14 protein-coding genes and 3 pseudogenes are annotated in these 20,240 nt (G+C 68.6%); 9 read left to right on the top strand and 8 right to left on the bottom strand.

Features of this window, described 5'->3' with window-relative positions; translation table 11 throughout:
* Positions 1-346 precede the first annotated feature (346 nt).
* The gene (locus ACZ4N4_RS24020) at positions 347-511 is read right to left on the bottom strand and encodes a hypothetical protein (protein ID WP_467591949.1); all 165 of its coding nucleotides are present in this window, start codon (positions 509-511) and stop codon (positions 347-349) included.
* 140 nt (positions 512-651) lie between these two features.
* Here ACZ4N4_RS24020 and ACZ4N4_RS24015 point away from each other — a divergent pair, with 140 nt between their 5' ends.
* Positions 652-3,279: a hypothetical protein gene (locus tag ACZ4N4_RS24015; RefSeq protein ID WP_467591947.1), complete on the top strand. Its 2,628-nt coding sequence runs from the start codon at positions 652-654 to the stop codon at positions 3,277-3,279.
* Positions 3,280-3,341: 62 nt separating this feature from the next.
* The gene (locus ACZ4N4_RS24010; RefSeq protein WP_467591945.1) at positions 3,342-4,610 is read left to right on the top strand and encodes an SGNH/GDSL hydrolase family protein; all 1,269 of its coding nucleotides are present in this window, start codon (positions 3,342-3,344) and stop codon (positions 4,608-4,610) included.
* A 760-nt stretch (positions 4,611-5,370) separates the two neighbouring features.
* Here the strand turns inward: ACZ4N4_RS24010 and ACZ4N4_RS24005 are convergent.
* Entirely contained in the window at positions 5,371-6,417 is a 1,047-nt protein-coding gene (locus ACZ4N4_RS24005; RefSeq protein ID WP_467591943.1) for a TRAP transporter substrate-binding protein, read from the bottom strand.
* 593 nt (positions 6,418-7,010) lie between these two features.
* On the opposite strand from ACZ4N4_RS24005, the gene ACZ4N4_RS24000 reads away from it, so the two are divergent.
* A complete protein-coding gene (locus tag ACZ4N4_RS24000) occupies positions 7,011-7,235 on the top strand; it encodes a hypothetical protein (RefSeq protein ID WP_467591941.1) in 225 nt (74 codons plus the stop codon).
* Positions 7,236-7,606: 371 nt separating this feature from the next.
* On the opposite strand, the pseudogene ACZ4N4_RS23995 reads toward ACZ4N4_RS24000, so the two are convergent.
* Positions 7,607-8,738 (bottom strand): annotated as a pseudogene (locus ACZ4N4_RS23995) (IS110 family RNA-guided transposase); the annotation flags it as partial.
* 53 nt (positions 8,739-8,791) lie between these two features.
* On the opposite strand from ACZ4N4_RS23995, the gene ACZ4N4_RS23990 reads away from it, so the two are divergent.
* Positions 8,792-9,229, top strand: a complete 438-nt coding sequence (locus tag ACZ4N4_RS23990; protein ID WP_467591939.1) for a hypothetical protein — start codon at positions 8,792-8,794, stop codon at positions 9,227-9,229.
* A gap of 282 nt (positions 9,230-9,511) precedes the next feature.
* Here the strand turns inward: ACZ4N4_RS23990 and ACZ4N4_RS23985 are convergent, their stop codons facing one another.
* A complete protein-coding gene (locus tag ACZ4N4_RS23985; RefSeq protein WP_467591937.1) occupies positions 9,512-9,910 on the bottom strand; it encodes a winged helix-turn-helix transcriptional regulator in 399 nt (132 codons plus the stop codon).
* A 77-nt stretch (positions 9,911-9,987) separates the two neighbouring features.
* Between ACZ4N4_RS23985 and ACZ4N4_RS23980 the strand changes: the two genes are divergently transcribed.
* The gene (locus tag ACZ4N4_RS23980) at positions 9,988-10,905 is read left to right on the top strand and encodes a zinc-binding dehydrogenase (RefSeq protein WP_467591935.1); all 918 of its coding nucleotides are present in this window, start codon (positions 9,988-9,990) and stop codon (positions 10,903-10,905) included.
* Positions 10,906-10,958: 53 nt separating this feature from the next.
* Here ACZ4N4_RS23980 and ACZ4N4_RS23975 read toward each other — a convergent pair.
* Positions 10,959-11,890 (bottom strand): annotated as a pseudogene (locus ACZ4N4_RS23975) (IS5 family transposase); the annotation flags it as partial.
* Positions 11,891-11,983: 93 nt separating this feature from the next.
* Here ACZ4N4_RS23975 and ACZ4N4_RS23970 point away from each other — a divergent pair.
* Positions 11,984-13,061, top strand: a pseudogene (locus ACZ4N4_RS23970) (IS630 family transposase).
* A gap of 30 nt (positions 13,062-13,091) precedes the next feature.
* Here the strand turns inward: ACZ4N4_RS23970 and ACZ4N4_RS23965 are convergent.
* Positions 13,092-13,829 carry a hypothetical protein gene (locus ACZ4N4_RS23965; protein ID WP_467591933.1) on the bottom strand — a complete coding sequence of 246 codons (738 nt, stop codon included), beginning with the start codon at positions 13,827-13,829 and terminating at the stop codon, positions 13,092-13,094.
* Positions 13,830-14,757: 928 nt separating this feature from the next.
* Here ACZ4N4_RS23965 and ACZ4N4_RS23960 point away from each other — a divergent pair.
* Together ACZ4N4_RS23960 and ACZ4N4_RS23955 are read left to right on the top strand one after the other, a co-directional pair.
* Positions 14,758-15,306, top strand: coding sequence for a ParA family protein (locus ACZ4N4_RS23960; RefSeq protein ID WP_467591931.1), 549 nt, complete (start codon positions 14,758-14,760; stop codon positions 15,304-15,306).
* Positions 15,296-15,493 carry a hypothetical protein gene (locus tag ACZ4N4_RS23955; RefSeq protein WP_467591929.1) on the top strand — a complete coding sequence of 66 codons (198 nt, stop codon included), beginning with the start codon at positions 15,296-15,298 and terminating at the stop codon, positions 15,491-15,493. Before ACZ4N4_RS23960 ends, ACZ4N4_RS23955 begins: the two co-directional genes overlap by 11 nt.
* A gap of 737 nt (positions 15,494-16,230) precedes the next feature.
* Here the strand turns inward: ACZ4N4_RS23955 and ACZ4N4_RS23950 are convergent.
* Positions 16,231-19,119, bottom strand: coding sequence for an NACHT domain-containing protein (locus ACZ4N4_RS23950; protein WP_467591927.1), 2,889 nt, complete (start codon positions 19,117-19,119; stop codon positions 16,231-16,233).
* A gap of 159 nt (positions 19,120-19,278) precedes the next feature.
* Here ACZ4N4_RS23950 and ACZ4N4_RS23945 point away from each other — a divergent pair, with 159 nt between their 5' ends.
* Complete coding sequence (locus tag ACZ4N4_RS23945) at positions 19,279-19,695, top strand: hypothetical protein (protein WP_467591925.1); 417 nt, start codon at positions 19,279-19,281, stop codon at positions 19,693-19,695.
* A 30-nt stretch (positions 19,696-19,725) separates the two neighbouring features.
* Here the strand turns inward: ACZ4N4_RS23945 and ACZ4N4_RS23940 are convergent, their stop codons facing one another.
* Positions 19,726-20,235 (bottom strand): phosphatase PAP2 family protein, encoded by a 510-nt coding sequence (locus ACZ4N4_RS23940; RefSeq protein ID WP_453579697.1) that lies wholly within the window; start codon positions 20,233-20,235, stop codon positions 19,726-19,728.
* Positions 20,236-20,240 lie beyond the last annotated feature (5 nt).

Genomic DNA, 20,240 nt, shown 5'->3' with positions numbered 1-20,240 from the left:
CGATCAGGGCATGCATTCCCGCACCGGCCGCCGGTGGACCGGAGGTGGCGGAAAGCACAGGGATCCCGACCGCGATCCGTGCCGCCACGCGACCTGCACCCGCGCACGCGGCGTCCGCCCTTTGTTCGCCGCCTACGAACTGAGCAAAGATCAGCTCTACGCCGTGATCAAGAAGACTGAGCAGCTCATGGTTCAACCGCATCGAGCCCAGTTCGCCACCCTGCGTTGCCAGGGCACGGGCCTCATCGCTGAGATGCCCGAAGCGTCGAGCGGTATGGCCCAGGTACATCCCAGCCAGCCCGAGCAGCGGACTCCCCAACACGGCCCGCGTCCCGACCGGCACGCATCAGTGCTCGACGAACCGCGCGTCGTCGTCGTTCGACGCCGTGCCGACCAGGACTCCCGCCGCCTCGCCCTCTGCCGAGCGCTCACGCAGAGCCCGCTCCAACGCCTCGACCACCACCCTGTGAGGCAGCGCTGGAGGGTTCTCGACGCTCAGATGAGAGTGCACCCCGCGAGACTACGCACACGACATCCAAAGGCAGGTCGGATGTCACCACGTAAATTCCGTCCCAGGTCTAGGACTTCGAGGAATGGTTCCGTACATTCATCGGATGTCTGAGCCTTCGCTCGTCCTGTGGGAGATCGACCATGCGCACCATCGTCGCCGCGTGCCTTGCTACCGCCGTGGCCTGTCTGGGTTTCACCGGCGGCGCACCCGAAGCCGTCACCGCCGACGCGTCCGCCCACGCGCCGGACACTTTGCAAGTCGCGCCCGACGGGCGCGGTTCGGCCTGCAGTAACCGGAATCCGTGCAGTCTCGAGACCGCTCGCGACCGTGCGAGATCTCTCGTCCCGCACGCCTCGGGCGACGTCGTGGTCGAACTGGAGGGCGGGACCTACCGGCTCACCGCTCCCTTCCGGCTGGGCGTCCAGGACTCCGGCCGACGCGGCCACCCGGTGGTGTACCGGGCGGCCGCGGGGCAGACGCCGGTTCTCAGCGGCGCGACCCGGATAACCGGCTTCTCGCGCGTCGACGCCGCGAAGAACATCTACCGGGCCAGGGTTCCCGCAGGCACCGCCAGCCGGGAGCTGTTCGTCAACGGGACACGCGCCGACCGCGCACGCGGGCCGCGCAACCCGGCGGGGTTCTCGGTGACCGCCACCGGCTTCACCACCGCCGACGCCGCGTACACCGCGTGGACGAACCCCGCACAGGTCGAGGTCGTCTACAACAGCGGCTGGAAGCAGATGCGCTGCCCGCTGGCGTCCATCACCCGCTCCACGTCGGGCGGCTCGGACCTCACCGTCGATCCCGGCTGCTGGAACAACAACCACAACGCGGTGCCCAACCCGAGCTTCCCTTTCAACGGCGCCGGACTGCCGACGATGGATGGCATCAGCTGGCTGGAGAACTCCTACCAACTCCTCGGCACACCCGGCCAGTTCTATCTCGATGCGGACGCCGGTTACCTCTACTACGTGCCGCGCGCGGGCGAGAACCTGGCGACAGCGGACGTCGAACTGCCGGTGGCGCCCGAACTCGTCGACGCCTCGGGTACCCCGGGACACCTGGCCCCGGTCAACGACACCGACTGGCGGGCGGACTACACCGGCAACTGGGGCTACTCCGAGGGCCGGCACCTCGGTGACCTGAACGCAGACGTGCACTACACCTCCAGCGACGGCGACGCGGTCTCCTACACCTTCACCGGCACCGGGATCCAGGTGCTGTCCGAGACCAACTCCGACGAGGGCACCGCGGACGTATACATCGACGGCACAAAGGTCTCGACGGTCTCCGGCGACGGCCCGGAGCGCCTGGCCCAGCAGGCCATGGTCTCCGTCACCGGACTGCCGAAGGGCAAGCACATCGTGCGTCTGGTCAAGACCGGCGGCACCTATCTGCTCGTCGACGGATTCACCGTGATCCCCGACGTCGTGGCACCCGTGCACGACCTCGTCTTCTCCGGACTGACCTTCGCCTACACCACATGGAACGCCCCGTCCGCCGAGGGCTATGTGGACAACCAGGCCGGGGTGCTCTGGGACCCGGCGACACGCACACCGATCCGCATACCCGCAGCAGTCCAGGTGCATCGGGGCACACGGATCTCCTTCTCCGGCGACATGGTCCGGCACACCGGGACCAGCGGCATCGACCTGGCCGACCAGACACAGAACTCCACGATCGAGGACAGCTCCGTCACCGACACCTCCGGCAGCGGCGTCTCGGTCGGCGAGGTGGACGACTACTACCAGACCGACCCCGCCCTGATGACGAGCGGCAACACCGTCTCGGGCAACACCGTGCAGTTCCCCGGCCAGGAGTATCAGGACGCGGTCGGCGTGTGGGTCGGCCACAGCAGGGCGACGACCGTCTCCCACAACGACATCGGCTACACCCCGTACTCCGGCATGTCCATCGGCTGGGGCTGGGGATGGGCGTCGAACTGCACACTGCAAGCCGCGCAAGGTCTGCCCAACCCCTGCCTGCACGGCACCACGTACGCCGGCGGCAACAAGATCCTCGGCAACCACGTGCACAGTGTGATGGGTGCACTCTTCGACGGCGGTCCGATCTACACCCTCGGCGGCCAGTCCACACCTTCGGAACTCGCCGGGAACGTGCTGTCGGAGTGCATCGACGGCTGCAACATGATCTACCACGACGAGGGCAGCTCGCTGTGGAACACCCACGACAACGTCGTGCGCTTCGCCAACGGGTCGCTCTGGACGAACCTGTGGACGCCGAGCATCCACGACGACACGATCCACGACAACTACAGCGATACCGCCTCCTACAACAACAACGGCACCGACATCACGTTCCAGCAGGCCACCGTGGTGACCGACGGGAACTGGCCGCCGACAGCAAAAGCCATCATCAACGCCGCGGGCCCCGGCACCCTCCCCGGGAGAACCGTCGACGACGACGACCTGCGGATCTCGTACACCGGCAGCTGGTCCTCCAGCGGGTCCCGTGGCTACGGCGACCTCGACAACGGCGTGCACTACGCCCAGCACAACGGCGCCACCGCGACGATCACCTTTACCGGCACCGGGATCAGCTTCCTCACCGAAACGAACGCCGACGAAGGCGACATCTCCGTCTCGCTGGACGGCATCCTCAAGAAGACCGTCAGCGCGAACACCCCGGAACGGCACGCCCAGCAGAGCGTGTACACGGTCTCGAATCTGCCCGGCGGTACGCACACCCTGGCTCTCACCAAGGCCGGCGGCGACTACCTCCTGGTGGACGGCTTCACCCTGAACTGACCGCGGTCACAGGCAACTCATCGCCACCGGGCCGGCCATGTGCCGGGAGAAAGGAAACACCCATGCTCGCCGCCCCCAGACGTAAGCTGTTCACCGTGCTGACGGCACCCGCCGCGGTCGTCGCAATGCTCGCTGGCCCGCATCTCGCCGCAGGCCGAACGGCCGGCTCTCCGGCAGCCGACTTCATTGCGTCGCACACCCAGGTGCCGCAGCGCCAGCGAGTCGCGGCCTGGTCGCCCAGCATGACGGCCGGCGGACCGAACTTCAGCGACCAGACCATTCGGATGGTCGCGCACTCCACCGTCGACGGCAGCGCACTGCGCATCCACCTGTCCAATCTGCGCGGCACGATCCCGCTGTCGGTGGCGCATGTCACCATCGGCGCGCAGGTGGGACGGGCGACGGCGGTCGCCGGGTCACTGCTCCCGGTCACCTTCGCCCATCGGCGGTCCGTGACCGTCCCCACCGGCGGAGAAGTGGTGAGCGACCCGGTGGCGATGCACGTCAAGGCCGAGCAGAACGTCCTGGTCAGCATCTACCTGCCAGATGCGACCAGTTCCGCCACGTGGCACTCCGACGCCTTCGACACCAGCTATCTGTCGGGGCCAGGCGACCACAGCGCCGAGGTGTCCGACGCGTCCTATGTCGCGGCGAGGACCTCCTGGTACTACCTGTCCGGGATCGACGTCGTCCCGACGCACGCCCGCGGCAGCGTGGTGGCCTTCGGCGACTCGATAACCGACGGTTACAACACTCCGGCGGGGGCCTACCACCGCTGGCCCGACGACCTGGCCCGGCGGTTGGCCGGAACCCGTCCGATGGCCGTCGTGGACGCCGGTATCGGCGGCAACCGCGTGCTGACGGACGTCCCCAACATCTGGCAGGGCGTCAGCGCCACCAAACGCTTCGCCCATGACGCACTCGGCCAGGCAGGAGTGAGGGACGTGATCCTCTTGGAGGGCATCAACGACATCGGCAACAACCGCGGCCCCGGCGGCGCACCACTGACCGCGCAGGATCTGATCGACGGCTACCGCAACCTGATCCGGCAGGCGCACGCCGCGGGAGTCCGGATCATCGGCGGCACCATGCTGCCCGACAAGGGCAACGGTTACTACAGCGACTCCGCGGAGGCGATCCGTCAGGCGGCCAACCAGTGGATCCGTACCAGCGGCGCCTTCGACGGCGTGGTCGACTTCGACAAGGCCGTCGCCGACCCGGCCGACCCCGCCACGCTCAACCCGGCCTACGACTCCGGCGACCACATCCACCCCAACGAGGCCGGCATGCAGGCGCTGGCGAACGCGGTCGACCTCTCCCTACTGACGTGAGTGTCACCTCCCGGCGGTGATCCTTTGCAGATTCCGTCGAGGACGTGGGAGGGGTGGGCCATGGTGCAGGTAGCCGAGGGCATCTGCGACCAGCTCACTCGGCACTCGGGCACAGGGGCCGTCCGCACACCGCGGACGGGCCCCGCGCGTTCGTCGTACGCGTTCTCTATCGCGCCACTGTCTCACCGGCGTGCTCACCGCCGTTCCCGGACGAGTAGGCCTCCCCGCGACTTGGCGAGCGGTCTGCTTCCATCGTGGTGTTGTGCTGCCAGCCTTCAGCTCGGCCGGCCGTGTGGCGCCTGCGTTCGATGGACCCTGTGCCAGTGCCGGCCGACATCGACTGGGCATCCTCAGCGGTGAGGCTGAGGACTTCCGGGCCTTGGTTGGGGCGGCGGATCTCGCTGCGGTGAACGCGGTCGAGTTGAAGGTCTCGCCCTGTCGTGTCGTACGCACTGCGAAGACGACCCGGCAGGCGGATCCGGAAGAGGTCAGCGTGGCGGTGGCGTCCAGGGGGAAGCTCGTGATGAGCCAGGCCGGTCGCGAAGCGGTCCTCGAGCGACGGATCTCGCGCTCTACGACAGCTCACGTCCTTTCGGCCCACTGCTCTCCCCTCGGGTCCCGGTGGCCGCCGAAGGTGATCCTGCCCGCGGCAATGGTCCTCCTGTCCGCCGGATCGTTCGGGAAGGCTCAGCCGCCGGTCAACTCCGAATCGTGCGACCCAAGGCCGTCCGCGGGTCCCGCTCAGGAAGGTCCAGGGGCATCAGCAGTGCAGGGCGGGTTCCGGCTTCGCTCCCTTCACCAGCGACTTCACCAGCGTGAACAGCTCGCCGGTCTGGGGGGCTTGCTCCAGTCGGGTGTCGACCGGCGCGACGGCCACACGGTACGCCGCGAGCTGCGCTGGACTGGCTTGCCCCACGACCAGCCCTCCCGCGCAGAGTTGGGCGAGCTCGTCCGCATCCTCTGCCTGCAGTTCCGACATCGTGTCTTCGAAGGCGGCGGCCGCGGCGTGGGTGAGCGCCTGGCGTTGCTCGGGACTCAGGCGCTTCAGCGCGGTGTCACTGATGAAGGGGACGACCATGCGGGGCCACAGCACCTGATTCCCTGTGAGGTACTTCTTGGAGGAGACGTAGCCCTCGTGGTTGAAGGAGGCGATCGAGGACTCGATGCCGTCCATATCTCTGACCGACCCGGACAGCGGCAACCAGCGGGTGCGTGCACCCAGAGCGTGGAAGGTGTCGTCTGCCAGCTTCGACTGTGCCACGCCGACGAGCCGCCCGTGCAGACCGGTGGGGGTCGGGGCCGAGCGATTCGCGGTGAACAGGTAGCGAAACTGGCCCGGGAGCAGGCCGAGGCCAGTGATACCGGGGACGCTCAGTGCGGTTCCCAGCCGCTTGTAAAGGGGGCTCTTGAACAGCTGTTCCTGGGCTGCGTAACTGGTGATCAGCTCTGGCGCGCTGAGCATCCGCACCGGGCCGGGGAAGGCCCGCGTGCCTGCCACCCCCAGATCCGTTTTGCCCGCCTGGACGTCCGCGATCGTGCCGTCCTCGTAGGCGAGTTGGCCCGTCCGCCACTCGAGCTTGGCGTCGATCTGCAGGGATCCCCCGGTCGCCTCGCCGACCTGTTGGATGAACCTGTCAACCGAAGACGTGGTGCCGTAGGGCACGGCCATCGTCAGATGGACCACCTTTGGGGACACCCCCGCCGAGGCGGATGTGGACTGCTGCGCCTTCGGTGCGCCCGACGTGCAAGCGGCGAGCGCCAGCAGTGGCGCGAGCAGCAGCGCCGAGACTCCCAGGACCCTTCTCACCCTGACACCTCCTTGCGCCCTCGGGCGCTCCCTCGTTCACAGTGCAGTCACCGCGTCCCGGCGCAGGCTCGCCCGTACGCGCCGTGCCGTGCACTCTGACCGCCCCCGCAGCACCAAGTCGTGCAGCAGGAGCGTGGATACCTCGTTCAGCAGCTGCGCGTCGTCCACTGCCACAAGGAGCTGCACTCATCGGAATTAGGGTTCGGAGCATGCCTTCGAACCGTGTGACGGCGGCCGAAGGGTCCTGGACCTGAGTGAGATCTATAGAGGTCCACGCCACCAGCGGCCTGCTGGGAGCGTCGATGACGACCACTCGAAGCTCGTAGTCGGGCTGGAGGCCGAAGCAGTCCTTGTCGGGATCCGCTTCGGCCGTCGGACAGCCGAGTGATCCGTCCATCGGTTCATTGGTGGTGCCGGTCAGCAGTGTGGCGGCGCGACCACCGACGGTCGTGGGCTTCTCGTCCTGCCAGTTCGCGTGATATCCGGTCTGCTCATGAAGGAATGCCACGTAACCCCTGTAGGGGGCGGGCGGCTTTTCGGGGCTGCCACCGCCCCCTGGCCGGTACACGACCGCGGGCAGTAGGAATCGGACCTTGTTGCTCGACTTCACCCACGTCAGGAAGGTGCTCGTGTCCGATACCGGCAGCGTTCCCAGTGAGGTGGGGACGGTGATCGTGAGCGGCGTCGCGAAGGACTGGCTGGTGTACGTGCGCGATGCTGCTGTCGAATGTGAGGGCTTAGCGGCTCGTCCTGCGCCGCCACCGCAGGCCGCCACAGCGAGCAGGGCGCCCGCGCCCACAGTGGAAACCACTATTTGACGAGCGCGCGTACGCCTCATCCGGCCACCCCCAAGGTCGTGCAGTACAACTTTGGGGTCGCTGCATCGGCCGCGGCAAGAGCGAAGACGGGTAAACCGATCGTCACGGTTTCGGTGCTGCACGGGTTATCACCCAAACGTCGTGGCCCAGATACGCATGGACGGCCGGCGGCACGCAACATGCGGTGGCAGTAGCCCTCCGGCCGGCCGCCCCGCCCCTGAAACGACGCCGGAACGTGCTGCAACGGTTGATCCGGCCCGTCCGCCGCGTTGCCGAACCTGTGCGCGAGCACACGACGGAGACGGCGACTTGGATTCCACGGGCGCGAGCGCGAAAGCCTGCGGCAACAGACACCTCACGGTGCCAACGCGTCAAGTTGCGGTGGGTACTTGGGCAGGAAAGCCCTGGTCCTCGTCGAACAAGGTGTGTTTGCGGCGGCAGTGGAAGAGCTGACTGATCATCTTGGTGAAGAGGTTGCGCTGAGCGGCGGCGTGCCAGTCTCCGGCTTCGCGACGGCGGTCGTAGTGCGCCTTGGCCCCAGGCGATGGTTTGAGTGCGGCGAACGCCCAGAGGTAGCCGGCATGGTTGAGGCGGTCATTCTTCACCCAGCGCCTGGTGATGCTGGACTTCTTGCCGGAGGCCCTGGTGATGGGTGAGGCGCCGGCGTAGGCCTTCAGGCCGCGGGCGGTGGCGAACCGCTGGTGATCGTCCCCGATCTCAGCAAGGATCCGGGCGCCCAGTTGGGTTCGTAGCCCGGGGAAGCTCAGGATGATCTCGGCGTCCGGATGCTGAGGGAAAGCCTGGTCCACCGCCTCGGCGAGCTCATCAGCGGCGGTGCAAGCGGCGTCGAGCTGGCGAAGGAGCGCGAGCAGCTGCTTGCCGAGCGCTTCCTCGACCAGCGGCGGCTGATGGGCGTAGTCGCCCCGCAGGACGCTGCGGATGCGCTCGGCATCGGTGTCGATGCGACGCTGACGCCCGGCTCGCTTGAGCGCCGAGCGTAACTGCGCGAGCGACAGCCTGGCCGCCTGGGCCGGGGATCGGCGCGAGTTCCAGCAGGATGCGGGCCTCGGGGCGGCAAAGGGCGTTCTGCCGGTGCAGATAGGCGTCGAGTGCGGCGGGGAAGTACTCACGCAGGAGCGAACGGAGCTGGTTGGACATCTGCTGGCGGTTCCAGACGGCGTCCTGCTGGGCTCGGGCGAGGACCGCGATCGCGCGGGCCAAGTCGCTGTCCCGGGGCAGCGGCCGGTGCGCGTGCATGTCGGTGCGCAGAATGTTCGCCAGGACGAGAGCGTCGCCGGGGTCGGTCTTCTTGCGGGTCAGAGAATGGCGGTCGCGGTAGCGTGCGGCGGCTAGCGGGTTGATCGCGAATATCTGCCGCTTGCCGGTTCGCAGTACCGCGACCAGCAGGCCGCGAGAGGTCTCGACGGCGACCGGGATCGCGTTTTCCTCCGTGTCGCCGTGCTCGGCGAGCAGGTCCAGCAGGAGCCTGTAGCCGGCCGCGTCGTGGTCAGCATCGGCGCCCTGAGGATGCTCCGCAGCACCAGGGTGATCTTCGAGTGTCAACGAACGCGAATGTTCCCGACTTCTTGCAAAATATCCTCATGCAGCCGCTGCCGGTTCCCTGCCCCGCCCATCTCATCCCAGACGCTTCCGGCACCGATGCTTTCCACAAGGCATACAGGCAGGCCATGGCGCACCAAGCCGTGTTCGTCGCCATCGAATCCGACGGTCCGCACTGGACCGTGAAGGCGGACACGCTCACCGCCGGCCCCGGACACTCCGTCGACGACGCCGTGAACGAAGCTGTCCGGGCCGCCATCATCCGGATGGTTCACGACCGCGAGGTCGATGCGGACGCCTACACAGGGCCGATCTACTTCATGATGCACAGCGTGTCGAGCGAAGAGCGGGCCCGCGAACTCGCGGCCGCACTCCACTCCGCCCTGCACGGAGACCTCGAACCTCTAAACCGCGCCGTGCCTTCCACGTCCTGACCGGAACGCGAGAGGCCACCGACACAAACCGCGAACCCACGAACGAGGAGCACAGCTCAACGGCTGATTTTCGCAATCAGCCGAGCGCCTGGCATGCCGACCTGCATCGTGTCCGGGATCAGAAACACGCACTACTGTAAAGGGTGTTGCAGAAGGCCGTGTTTTTGCAGGCCAGAGGGCGATCATGGCTGTGATCATGTGCGGGGCTCGTGGCACCGGGGCCAGACATTCCTCTCCGGCTGTCGTGGAATTGCCAGAGCTCGAGAGCCAGTCCGGGCCGGTTCAGTCGGTGTCCGGTCGCTGCTCCGCCGCGGTGTCGTAGGCGGCGCGGGCCTCAGCGATGGTGGACCGGTGGCGCTCGGCCCAGCCGACCAGTCCGGTCAGTGAGGCGTGGAGTTCTCGGGCCATGGGCGTGAGGTTGTACTCGACCTTGGGCGGCACGGTCGGATAGACGGTGCGGATGAGCAGCCCGTCCCGCTCCAGTCGGCGCAGGTTGAGGGTGAGCATGCGCCGACTGATGCCGTTGATGGCGCGTTCGAGTTCGGTGAAGCGGACCGGGCCGCGGGCGGCTGCAATCAGGATCCCGATGCTCCACTTGCCCGCCACGCGGTCGAGCACCTCGGTGACCGGGCAGGCTTCGTCCCTCACCGCTTCCGCAACACGGGTGTGACTGCGTGACATAAATGTGCCTCCTTCCGCTGGGCAGCAAGGTTACCGATGATGACTGCTGTTACAAGTCGTGAACCAAGGGGGAAGACATGTCTGTTCGTGCTCTCGTCGTCGATCCGTCCGCACCCGCCGCCGTCCGCTTCGCCGAGGTTCCCGACCCCGTGCCCGGACCGGGCCAGGTCCTGGTGGACGTCTCCCATGTCTCCTTGAATTACGGCGACCTCAACGACGCTCGCTCCGGTCGGATGCCCGTGGGTGCGGTGCTCGGTTCGGACGCCGCCGGAGTGGTGGTTCGGGCTGCCGCCGACGGAACCGGCCCGGCGGTAGGCACCCGGGTGGTCGCCCTGACCTCGGGGGCGTTCGCCGAGCGTGTCGCGATCGATGTGGGTGCGCTTGCCGAGGTGCCCAAGGGCTTGGACCTGGCGAAGGCGGTCGCCCTTCCGGTCGCCGGAGTGGCCGCACTGCGCTCGCTGCGGGCCGCCGGGCTCGGGCCAGACAAGAGGGTGTTGGTCACCGGCGCCTCCGGCGGGGTCGGCCGGTTCGCCGTCCAGTTGGCGGCGAGGGCGGGTGCCCACGTGTTCGCGTCCGTGGGCTCGACGGCCCGCGGGGAGGGGCTGGCCGACCTCGGCGCCGACGAGGTGCTGGTCGGCCTGGAGGGGCTTGAGCGAGCCGTCGACGTGGTCATCGACAGCGTCGGCGGTCCCCAGCTGGTGGCGGCATGGAGCCTGCTCGCTCCCGGGGGCAGCGTGCAGAGCGTCGGCTGGACTTCCGGGGAGCCAGCGGTTTTCCCCCCGTATGCGACCGTGGGCCCGACCAGGTCGCTGACGTCCTTCGTCATCGAGGGCGATGCCGGCCCGGACCTGACCGTTCTCACCGAGCTGACCGCTGAGGGGGCCATCACTGTCGAGATCGGCTGGCAGGGATCCTGGGACCGCTTTGCCGAGGCCGCCGAGGCCCTCCGCGGGCGCCGCGTCTCCGGAAAAGCAGTCCTGCAGGTCACGCAGTGAGCGGGATGCGCCGGCACTGCCTCCGCAGGGCTAGGACGTCGAGGGCGATCATGTCGGAGCCATATAACCAGGGCTTCTGCGGTGGCTGTGCCAAGGAAGACGTAGCCACGTTTGTCATAGCGGGCGGCCACCGCCCGGGACTGCTTCAGCTTGTTGATCGCCCGCTCGACGGTGTTGCGCTTCTTGTACCGCTCTTCGTCGAAGCCGGGGGGCCGTCCACCACGTGAACCCTTGCGCAGGCGGGCGACCCGGCTGTCGGACTTCTCGGGAATGTTGTGGCGGATGCCCCGGAGACGACGCCGGTAGGTGCGGCATGGACTGTTGCCGTAGGCCTTGTCCGCCGAGAGGCTGTCGGGCTTCTTGCGGGGTCTGCCCAGCCCGGTCCGAGGGACGCGGATCTTCTCCAGCACGGCCGTGAACTGGGTGCAATCCGCCCGCTGACCGCCGGTGACGACCAGGGACAGCGGGCGGCAGCGGCCGTCGGCGCTCAGGTGGATCTTGCTGGTGAACCCGCCGCGCGATCGGCCCAGGCCCTCACCTCCCGCACCACCTCCGCCAGGCGGGCGAGCAGGCTCTGACAGGGCGTCTCGGCCTGATGTTCGACGTAGCCGACCCCCCTTGACGCCGCCAGAGCCGGCGGCGCAACGGTGCGGGCGCCGGCCGCGTGCTGGTGGGCCCGCACGACGGTGGAGTCCACCGCGATGTCCCAGTCGATCTCCCCGGCGGCGTCGACCGCGGCCTGGACCTCCTGTAGCAGCCGTTCCCAGGTACCGTCAGCCGACGACAGTCGGTGGCGTTCGTACACCGTCTTCCACGGCCCGTACCGCTCGGGCAGGTCAGGCCACTGCACCCCGGTCCGCACGCGGTGAAGGATGCCGTCGATCACTTGCCTGTGATTCCGCCACCGACTACAACGGCTGTTACTGACCGGCAGAAACGGCTGAAGCTGCTCCCATTCCATGTCGGTCAAATCGCCCCGCCCCACGCCCCCATCAACGAGGCGAGCACAGGTTACTGACCTTCAAAGCGTGGTGTCGTAGGGGCTGACGCCTCATGATCCCTGCGGTATGCCGACCGCATGAGGTATGCGCAAGGGGGCGGACTGACCGACGAACGGCGGGCCTTCCGCGAGAAGTTGAGGATGGAGGCGGCCGAGCGGTTCAGGCAGGGCGACGAGAGCGCGGTCATCGCGCACGACCTGCGGGTCAGCGTCCGGTCGGTTCAGCGGTGGCGCAGGGCCTGGTCACAGAACGGGCCCAGGGCCCTGGCCTCCAAGGGCCCGGCATCGCTGCCGCTGCTCAGTGACGAACTGTTCGCCGTGCTCGAGCGGGAGCTGGCCAAGGGCCCGGTGGCACACGGCTGGCCGGACCAGACCTGGACCCTGTCGCGGATCAAGACGCTGATCGGGCGCCGCTTCCACAAGAGCTACACAGTGCAAGAGGTGGCCGCCCTGCTCAAGCGGCACGGATGGAGCTGCCAGGTCCCCGCCCGGCGGGCGCTCGAGCGGGACCAGAACCTGGTGGACGGCTGGATGAAGGAGACCTGGCCGAGCGTGGAAGGACCGTGGCGGCGCTCGACGCCTGGCTCATCTTCGAGGACGAGGCCGGATTCTCGATGACGCCGCCGACCACCCGCACCTGGTCCCGCCGCGGCCACACCCCGGTGATCCGCGTGCGGGGCCGCTCCCGCCGCCGCTTATCGGTGGCCGCCCTGGCCTGCTACAAGGCCGCGAATCCTCGCGACTGATCTACCGGCCCTGCCCGGACGCCCGGCCTGAGGGGCGCAAGAGCTTCTCCTGGAAGGACTACCGCGACCTGATCCAGACCGCCCACCAGCAGCTTGGAGGCCCGATCGTGCTGGTCTGGGACAATCTCAACACCCACCTCACCGCTGGCATGCGCCGCTATATAGCCGACTGCGACTGGCTCACTGTCTTCCAACTGCCGCCCCACGCACCCGACCTCAACCCGGTCGAAGGCATCTGGTCCGTCCTACGACGCACCACTGTGGCCAACCGTGCCTTCGCCGACCCCGACGACTTGATCACTACAGTCCGACGCGGCCTCCGCCAGCTCCAGTACCGCCATGACGTCCTCGACGGCTGCCTCACCGGCACTGGACTCATCCCGCTCCACCAGGAGGACACCACACCCTGAAAGCAGCAGTCCGGAACCACTTGCGGTTACTCAGATGTGCCGCATCCAGATGTTGGGCTCTACGTAGGTTCCCTGATCAGCGGAACGGTCGAGCCGTAGCAAGCTCAGCCCTTCGGGGATGACGTAGTCACCCGTTTCGGGGAACACCATGCCGGTCCATCGCTCCCATTCGGCGATCGTGCCGGTCATGGTTTGCGACTCGGGAGCAACCGCGAGGATACGGGCGCCAAGACGCTGGTGCGTCCGGATCCATGGGTCGAGTGGCAAACCGTCCTCGCGGGTCCACCTCATGAACGCCTCAATGGACGTCAGTGGGTAGCGGGTTTTCAGCGTCGGGCGGACCGGTGCGATGACACGTGGCCACCCTGCATCCTCGGCGAGCTGACGTAGTGCTTTGAGCATCTCCCCGGCCAGGCCGCGTCCCTTGAGCGATGGGGTGACGATTGCCCCGCAGATCACCAGGGTGTCGGGTTGGACGCCTTGTTCTCGGCCCTCCACGGCGCAGATGGTGGCCTGGGTGTACCCAGTGGGGAGTGTCTCCGTTCGTCCATCCCAGCGGATCGGTATACCCCAGCCGGTCGCGACAGGCACGCCGCGCTCGTTCACCAGTGTGAGGTTGAGGTCGGCGAACCATTCCCTGATCCTGCCGATGTACTGCTTGGCTAGCCGATCGGCTGTGATGAACTCCGGGAAGCCCTCACTGAAGAGCTCCTGTATCTGCTCATCTGGCCACGTACGTGCGTCTGTTCGCTCAACGATCAATGTCACCAGCCCGTTTATAGCGCACGGCCCACAGACCAGGCGAGGAAGTTCAGCCCCGTGACTTGGTCGAGCCGCGTGGCCTCAGACCGTCGGGATCACAAGCCGTCAGCCGTCACGACACCACGCTTTGAAGGTCAGTAATTGAGGACATCTGGGGACCGTTCTGGAATGCACCGCAATGGCGCCGCAGCCGAGGGCTGCGGAGAAGCACAATCGATCAGATGTGCTGGCTGCTGCCGGGGCCGCCGCAATGATGCCGCAACTCTGGGCTGTGGAGAAGCCACCGTCAGTGGTACCGAAGATCGCCTTGTGCATCGCGCCGTAATGGTGTCACAGCCTTGAACTGCGGAGAGACGCTTCCCATCCTCGGCCGACCGCTTTTCTTCACCGAGCTGCAATGGTGCCTCAGCCGTGAGCTGTGGAGACACTTCCTCGTGCTACTGGTCTGGCTCTGGGCTGTGATGCCGGAATGGTGCCGCAGCGCGGGCCGCGGAATGACGAGGACGACCAGCACGTGGCGGACGCGAATGCCCTGGCCGTAACGATGTCGCAGCCGCGTGCTACCTGGCCCTTCACGGCCGGATGTCCCCTCCACGACAGACGCTTACCCAACCGGCGAGCCTTCCGCGCCACTCGCGCGGCGCCCTCTCGGCAGAGAACCCCAGGCACGATCCGCCTACAGCACCCGGTGCAGGCGCAGCAGGCGACCGGAGGACAGGGGCCGCTCCTCGGAATCGGAATGACTCACCACAAGGGTCCGGCCTCGCAGCTGCGGGGCCGGACCCTTGTGGCGTTGGGGGTGGTCGGCTGAGGGACACCCCCCGTGAGCGCTCTTCGGTGGATTATCACGCCGTGATAATCCGCGCCGGCCCGGAGACGCCTGCCACGGATTATCACGGCGTGATATTACCGGTACCACTTGTGCGGTGAAACTATGCCAGACCGCGTGAACCGGTTGCGGGTCATAAACGCCAACCAGAAGGGCGGTGTCGGCAAGACCACGGTGTCCCTCGGGATGGGCGAGGCCTACGCCGAAGACCCCGAGGTCGGCCGGGAAGCGCTCACCCGGTTCATCGACTCCCTCTCTTACGGTGACCTCAAGCGCATAGGGAGGAGGACCAAGACTGACGTCCAGGACCGGCTCGCCCGGGTGGCGATCGGAGGACGACGGGTCCTAGTTGTCGACTACGCCCCCCAGAGCCACCTGTCCGACCAGCTCGGCATCCCCCAGATCGAACCCGGCCCGGAAAGCCTCGTCTCCCACATGATCGGTGAGGCAGGGGGCGACCTGCGCGACCTCGTCGTCACCGTGGACGACCCGCGGTTCGGGACGTACTGCCCGGCGCGTTCGACGGGTTCGTACTCGACTCCCAGCTCGCACTCACCGCAGCCCAGTCCCGCCAGAGCGGCCCGCGCGGGTCGCGGTGACGAAGTTCGCGTGAAGCGGCCGCGAGCGGCTGGGGCTGCTGCGCGTGCGGGATGACGTGATCGTGCTGCACGCGATGCGCTGGCCCGACGAGGTCCGCGACCCGTCGGAGCTGTACCCGCCGCCGGCGGCGGACGTGTCGGATGCGGAGGTCGACGAGGCGGTGGAGCTGATCGAGCGGATGACCACCGACCGCCTGGAGGGCCTCGACTTCGTGGACCACGACACGGAGGCGCTGGAGTAGGTCATCGAGGCGAAGCGAGGGGACCGCGAGCTGCCGGATGTGCCGGAGCCGGAGAGGCCGGCGGGCAAGGTGCTCGACTTGATGGCCGCCTTGCAGGAGTCCGTATACAAGGCGAAGGCCTCGCGCGGCGAGGACACCGGCACCGACGCGCAGGTCCACGAGATGCCCACGAAGTAGACCACGGCCAAGACCAGGACCCCGCGAAGAAGACGGTCGCGAAGAAGGCCACGACGGCCAAGAAGACGGCCGCCCGCAAGCCCGCCGCAGCGCGTAGCCGCGGGCGGCGATCAGGGGCGGGTACGGATGTACCGCACGGCCGAACCCCATCCCGGCTCCACCGCCGCCCTGCACCACTGGCACAGCGGGCAGCCGCCGCTGCCGTACCGGTGTGTCCTGCGCCGGCATCCTGCGCGCGATCCGACACGGAGTCGGCTATGCCGTCAGGCGGTCGGTCCTGCGTGTCCGGTAGCGCGGCGGGGTCAGCCGGCGTAGCGGGCACGCCGTAAACGATGCTCAGGATGGCGACCGCGGCACTGTGGGGGCCGCATGCCTTGTCGATGGCGCGTCCTTCCGACCGGGCCCGCCACGTTCCGGCGATCCCGTCTGGAGAGGCGCCCGACGGTGGCCGTGATTCCCCGGACGATGACTCCGTGGCTTCGTTCACTTCAAGCGTTTGCCCACCGGATTGGGTTGCGATGGGCGGTCGGCGGGGCCGCGGATGTTCACGAGAAATGACGTCAGAACCCATTTTCCGGGCGAAGCGCTTTGTGTACAGCGAGGCGGAGCAGTCGTTGCAGCACGGCGGTGGCGTCGGAGGGGGCACCTGCTGGGACGTCGGAGTGGTAGTCGGCCTGGAACACGACGTTTCGGCAGAGAAGAAAGGCGTGTACGAAGACGCCGGGCTCTCGGTCGTCGCTCCCCGACCAGATGGACTCGTGCTCCCAGTCGCAGGGAGTGGCCGCGGGATCGGCCTGGGCCGGGGCGACCGGGTTCGTCATCCCGACGAACATGCGCCGCGCGATCTGGGCGCCACTCTTGTCAGGTGTCGGCGTCTCCGTGTCGGTGGCCAGTGCCAGTGCCGAGGTGTTGGCCTCGGTGTGCCAGCTGCACCACACGTCATCGCGCCTGGGCCAGGGCTCGTACAGCCCGCCCATCCGTTGCGCCTCACGGTCGCGCACAGGAGCCCCGTGGAGGGCCGAGGTGACCGTGTGTCTGTCGAGGAGAGCGCAGGCCGGCGGAGGAGCGGCGTAGGGACCGGCCTGCCGGTTGATCCGGCTGATGGACTGCGTGAGGTAGGCGCTGCCGAAGAACAGCACGATTCCCGTCAGGAGGAGGGCGGGCCATCGACCCAGCAGCCAGGTGGCCCGCGGCCACAGGCAGAGACGGACCCTACCGTCCCGCGCCGGCGGCGCTTCGCTGATCAGGTGCTCCTGCAACCGTGCGTGGCGGAACTGGAACACCCCGCCGGTCTGGCGTAGGACACCGCGCGCGTGGGCGTCCTCCAGGAAGGCCGTTGTCCGCCAGGGCAGCCGGCCGGTGGCCGCCAGGACGACGCGTGCCGCGGCGTGGCGCCCCCAGGCCGTGTTGGTGATCCCGTGCAGGACGGTGATGACGAGGGTGCCCGAGACCACGGTGGCCCACGTCCCCGGGCCCGTCACCCCCGCCCCCGCGTGGTCGCTCCAGGTGTTGACGCACAAGATGGGCAGCAGCACCACCGCTTCCAGGCACCACCGGCGCGGCCCGGTGACCGAGAAGTTGACCGCCAGGGTCAGCGCCGACACCCGGTCGGCCCGCAGCAGCGAACGAGGGGTGACTGACGCCACGTCGGTCGCCATGCTCGGTGCGGCGCGGACGACGAAGAGAACGCCCAACGCGACGGCCGCGGGAATCGGGAAGCCAGACGGGTAGGGATGGTCCTTGGTGGGGATATTCGTCCCCCAGGCGAAGCCGATCCCGGCGGCGCTTCCTGCGGCGCGCCAGAGAATCGTGGGCGTGCGCTGGCGCAGTTGCAGACGCGCGGGCACCGGCACGGTGGCGTAGACGTCGACGACGGCGACGAGCAGGGGAAGCACGCCGATCAGTGCCAGTGCGGCCCAGGGCGGCAGCGTCATGCCCCACCAGCGGATCGTGCCGTGCGGCGGCAGGGCCGCGGTGAGGGCCACGGCAGCGGCGTAGACCAGGATGACGGCCACCGCCGTAGCGGCCTTCGCCTGCTCGGGATACCAGCGCCACCAGGCGAGTTCTCCACCGGGCGCACCGTGCCGGGCGGCGTCCCGGGCCAGTCGGCTGAGATGGCGTTCGGCGTCCTCCGCGCGCCATCGCGGCGGTTTTCCCACGTTGGGCGGCGCCGTGTAGGCCGCCGGCACGAGCCGTGCGATGAGGTGCTTCTCGATCCGCGCTCCGGTGGGGAACGCGGCTGTGTCCAGGAGTTCGGCCGGGTCGGCGGACGTCTCGCCGTAGACGGCCAGGGCCAGCCCGAGCATCAGCGGCGACGACAGCGCGGCGCGCAGCCGCCGGGCGTGCGGATCGTCGCTGTCGCGCATGCGGGCGAGGACGGGCTGCCACAGCGGGCTGCCGTCCGTCCGGGTCCGCCGGGTACTGGTTCTCAGGTGCTCGCTCAGCTCCCGCACGGTCAGCGGCTGGAGCGTCACGGCCGCCGCGCCGCTGAACACGTCCGCCTGGCGCACCACGTCCCGGTACTGCTCGGTGCGGCTGGTGAGGATCAGGTGGGTGTCCTCGTCCAGACTGTCGTTGAGAGTCCGCAGGGCCACGGCCCGCCGATCGGCGGGCATTTCGTCGAGGCCGTCGAGGATCAGCAGGAGCCGCTCGGGTGTGGCCACCTCCTCGGCCAGTACGGTGCCGAAGCCGGTCGGTGCCGCCAGTTCGGGGTGGTCAGTGGCGAGGCGCTGCGCGGCCCACCGCCACAGACCCGTCTCGCCGGGGTTCCAGGAGGCGAGGGGGAGGATCACGGGGACCCGGCCGTCCGCCCCTCGTCGCTCCAGCAACCGCAGCCCGAGCCGGAGCGCCGCCACGCTCTTGCCCGCTCCTGGTTCGCCCAGGATCACCAGCCGTCCGGAGGGCACCCGGTCGTAGATCCGGTCGATCTCCGCGACGTCGCCGTCGAGGGGCAGGGGCTGGTCGCTCCGTTCCCCGGCGCGGATGTTGGACCAGTGGTCGAACAGGTCGCGCCCGGAGGCCCGGCACAGTATGGGCAGCAGGCGCGGTCCTTGGACGCGGCGCGCGATCGCCTCGTCGCGCCACTGTTTGGTCTGCTCCCGGGCCAGTCCGGCCAGCACGCCGTTCACCGTGGCACGTAGCGCGTTCTCGTGGCGGCCGCGGGCCAGTTGCCGGCACTGCCAGGTCACCCACCCCACCGTGTAAGCCGTCATCAGCAGCGCGAGCCCGGCGACCACTAGCCACGGCGCTATTCGACCGGTCTTGGCGGTGAGTCCGGTCTCCAGCAGGAAGCCGCCGAGAGCCACCAGGACCGCCGTGACGACACAGCGCCGGACGACCGACCAGCGGGACAGGGGCGTCAGCTGGAACGGGATGCCGTAGAGGTGGACACGGCCGATGGAGCCGGCCTGGATGACAGTCTCCGCGTCACCGTGGAAGGTGTTGCGCACGTCGTGGAACCTGCTCCCCCCGGCTCCCCACATGTCTCGCGCACCTCCGCCGTCTCCCGGCCAAGCACGATAGCCCGCGTCACGGACGTGCTCCAAGTACGCTGGAGAGGACCGGAGTTCGGGGAACCGGCGACAGGCTGCGGAAGCGGAGGAGGCCGTGTGGAGGCTGAACTGACCGCCTTGGCTGTGTCCGGGGCGACGACCCTGGTGCAGCTGATGGCGGGTGAGGCATGGGCTGCGGCCAAGAGCCGGGTGACCGCGCTGTTCGGGCGCGGGCGGTCCGGCGAGGAGCAGGCGGCGGACGTCGAGCTGGAGCAGGCCCGCACCGCGGTCGTCGACGCCGCACACAGCGGTGACCGGGCGGCCCTCGCCGGGTTCGAGTCGCAATGGCAGGCGCGGTTGCTGCTCCTGCTCCGCGAGGACCCGGCGGCGGAAGGCGAGCTGCGTGCCCTGATCGCGGCGGCCGGGCACGCTCCGGAGCGGGGCTCCACCGTGCACAACACCATCAGCGGAGGCGACATCCGCGGTCCTGTCATCCAGACCGGTACCATCCAGGGCGACCTCCACTTCGGCTGACGCCTTCACCGCCACTGTCCTCGCGGATGTCTATGGCCGGTGGCGCAGGAACAGAGCGGGGGCGTGGCGGGTGAGCCAGGCGCTGGTCAGGCCGATGGCGGCGCCGGCGGCTACGTCGCTGGGGTAGTGGGCGCCGGACTGTACCCGTTCGAGAGCCACCAGGGCGGCCGGCACCGCGCACAGCGCGCCAGCGGCCGGCCAGGTGGGGGCGACGGCGGCGGTGAAAGCGACTGCGGCCGCGGTGTGCCCGGAGGGGAACGAGGAAGAGTCGGGGCGGTCGGCGACCTCGTCGTGCGGGATCCACTCCGCGGGCGGCCTGGGGCGGTCGGCGAGTGGCTTGCACAGCCCGTTCGACGCCAGCTGCGCCACCACCAGGGCCCCCAGCCCGGCGGCCGCCGCCTTGCGGCCCTTCCACCCGCCCCACCACGTCATCGCGGCCGCCGCCCCGCACCACAGCTTCGACTTCTCCGCCGACTCCTCCACCGCCGACAGCACCCTGGCCACTCCCGGCGGGATGCGGGAGGCCGCCCGCTGCGTCACAACCC

The sequence above is a fragment of the Streptomyces sp. NPDC026538 genome, assembly GCF_055567535.1.
This window is presented reverse-complemented; position numbering and strand designations above follow the sequence as displayed.

Excerpts from the sequence above, each read along its gene's own strand:
- ACZ4N4_RS23960 (WP_467591931.1), top strand. The coding sequence starts at position 14,758 with ATGCCAGACCGCGTGAACCGGTTGCGGGTCATAAACGCCAACCAGAAG.
- ACZ4N4_RS23980 (WP_467591935.1), top strand. The coding sequence starts at position 9,988 with ATGTCTGTTCGTGCTCTCGTCGTCGATCCGTCCGCACCCGCCGCCGTC.
- ACZ4N4_RS24015 (WP_467591947.1), top strand. The coding sequence starts at position 652 with ATGCGCACCATCGTCGCCGCGTGCCTTGCTACCGCCGTGGCCTGTCTG.
- ACZ4N4_RS24010 (WP_467591945.1), top strand. The coding sequence starts at position 3,342 with ATGCTCGCCGCCCCCAGACGTAAGCTGTTCACCGTGCTGACGGCACCC.
- ACZ4N4_RS23985 (WP_467591937.1), bottom strand. The coding sequence starts at position 9,910 with ATGTCACGCAGTCACACCCGTGTTGCGGAAGCGGTGAGGGACGAAGCC.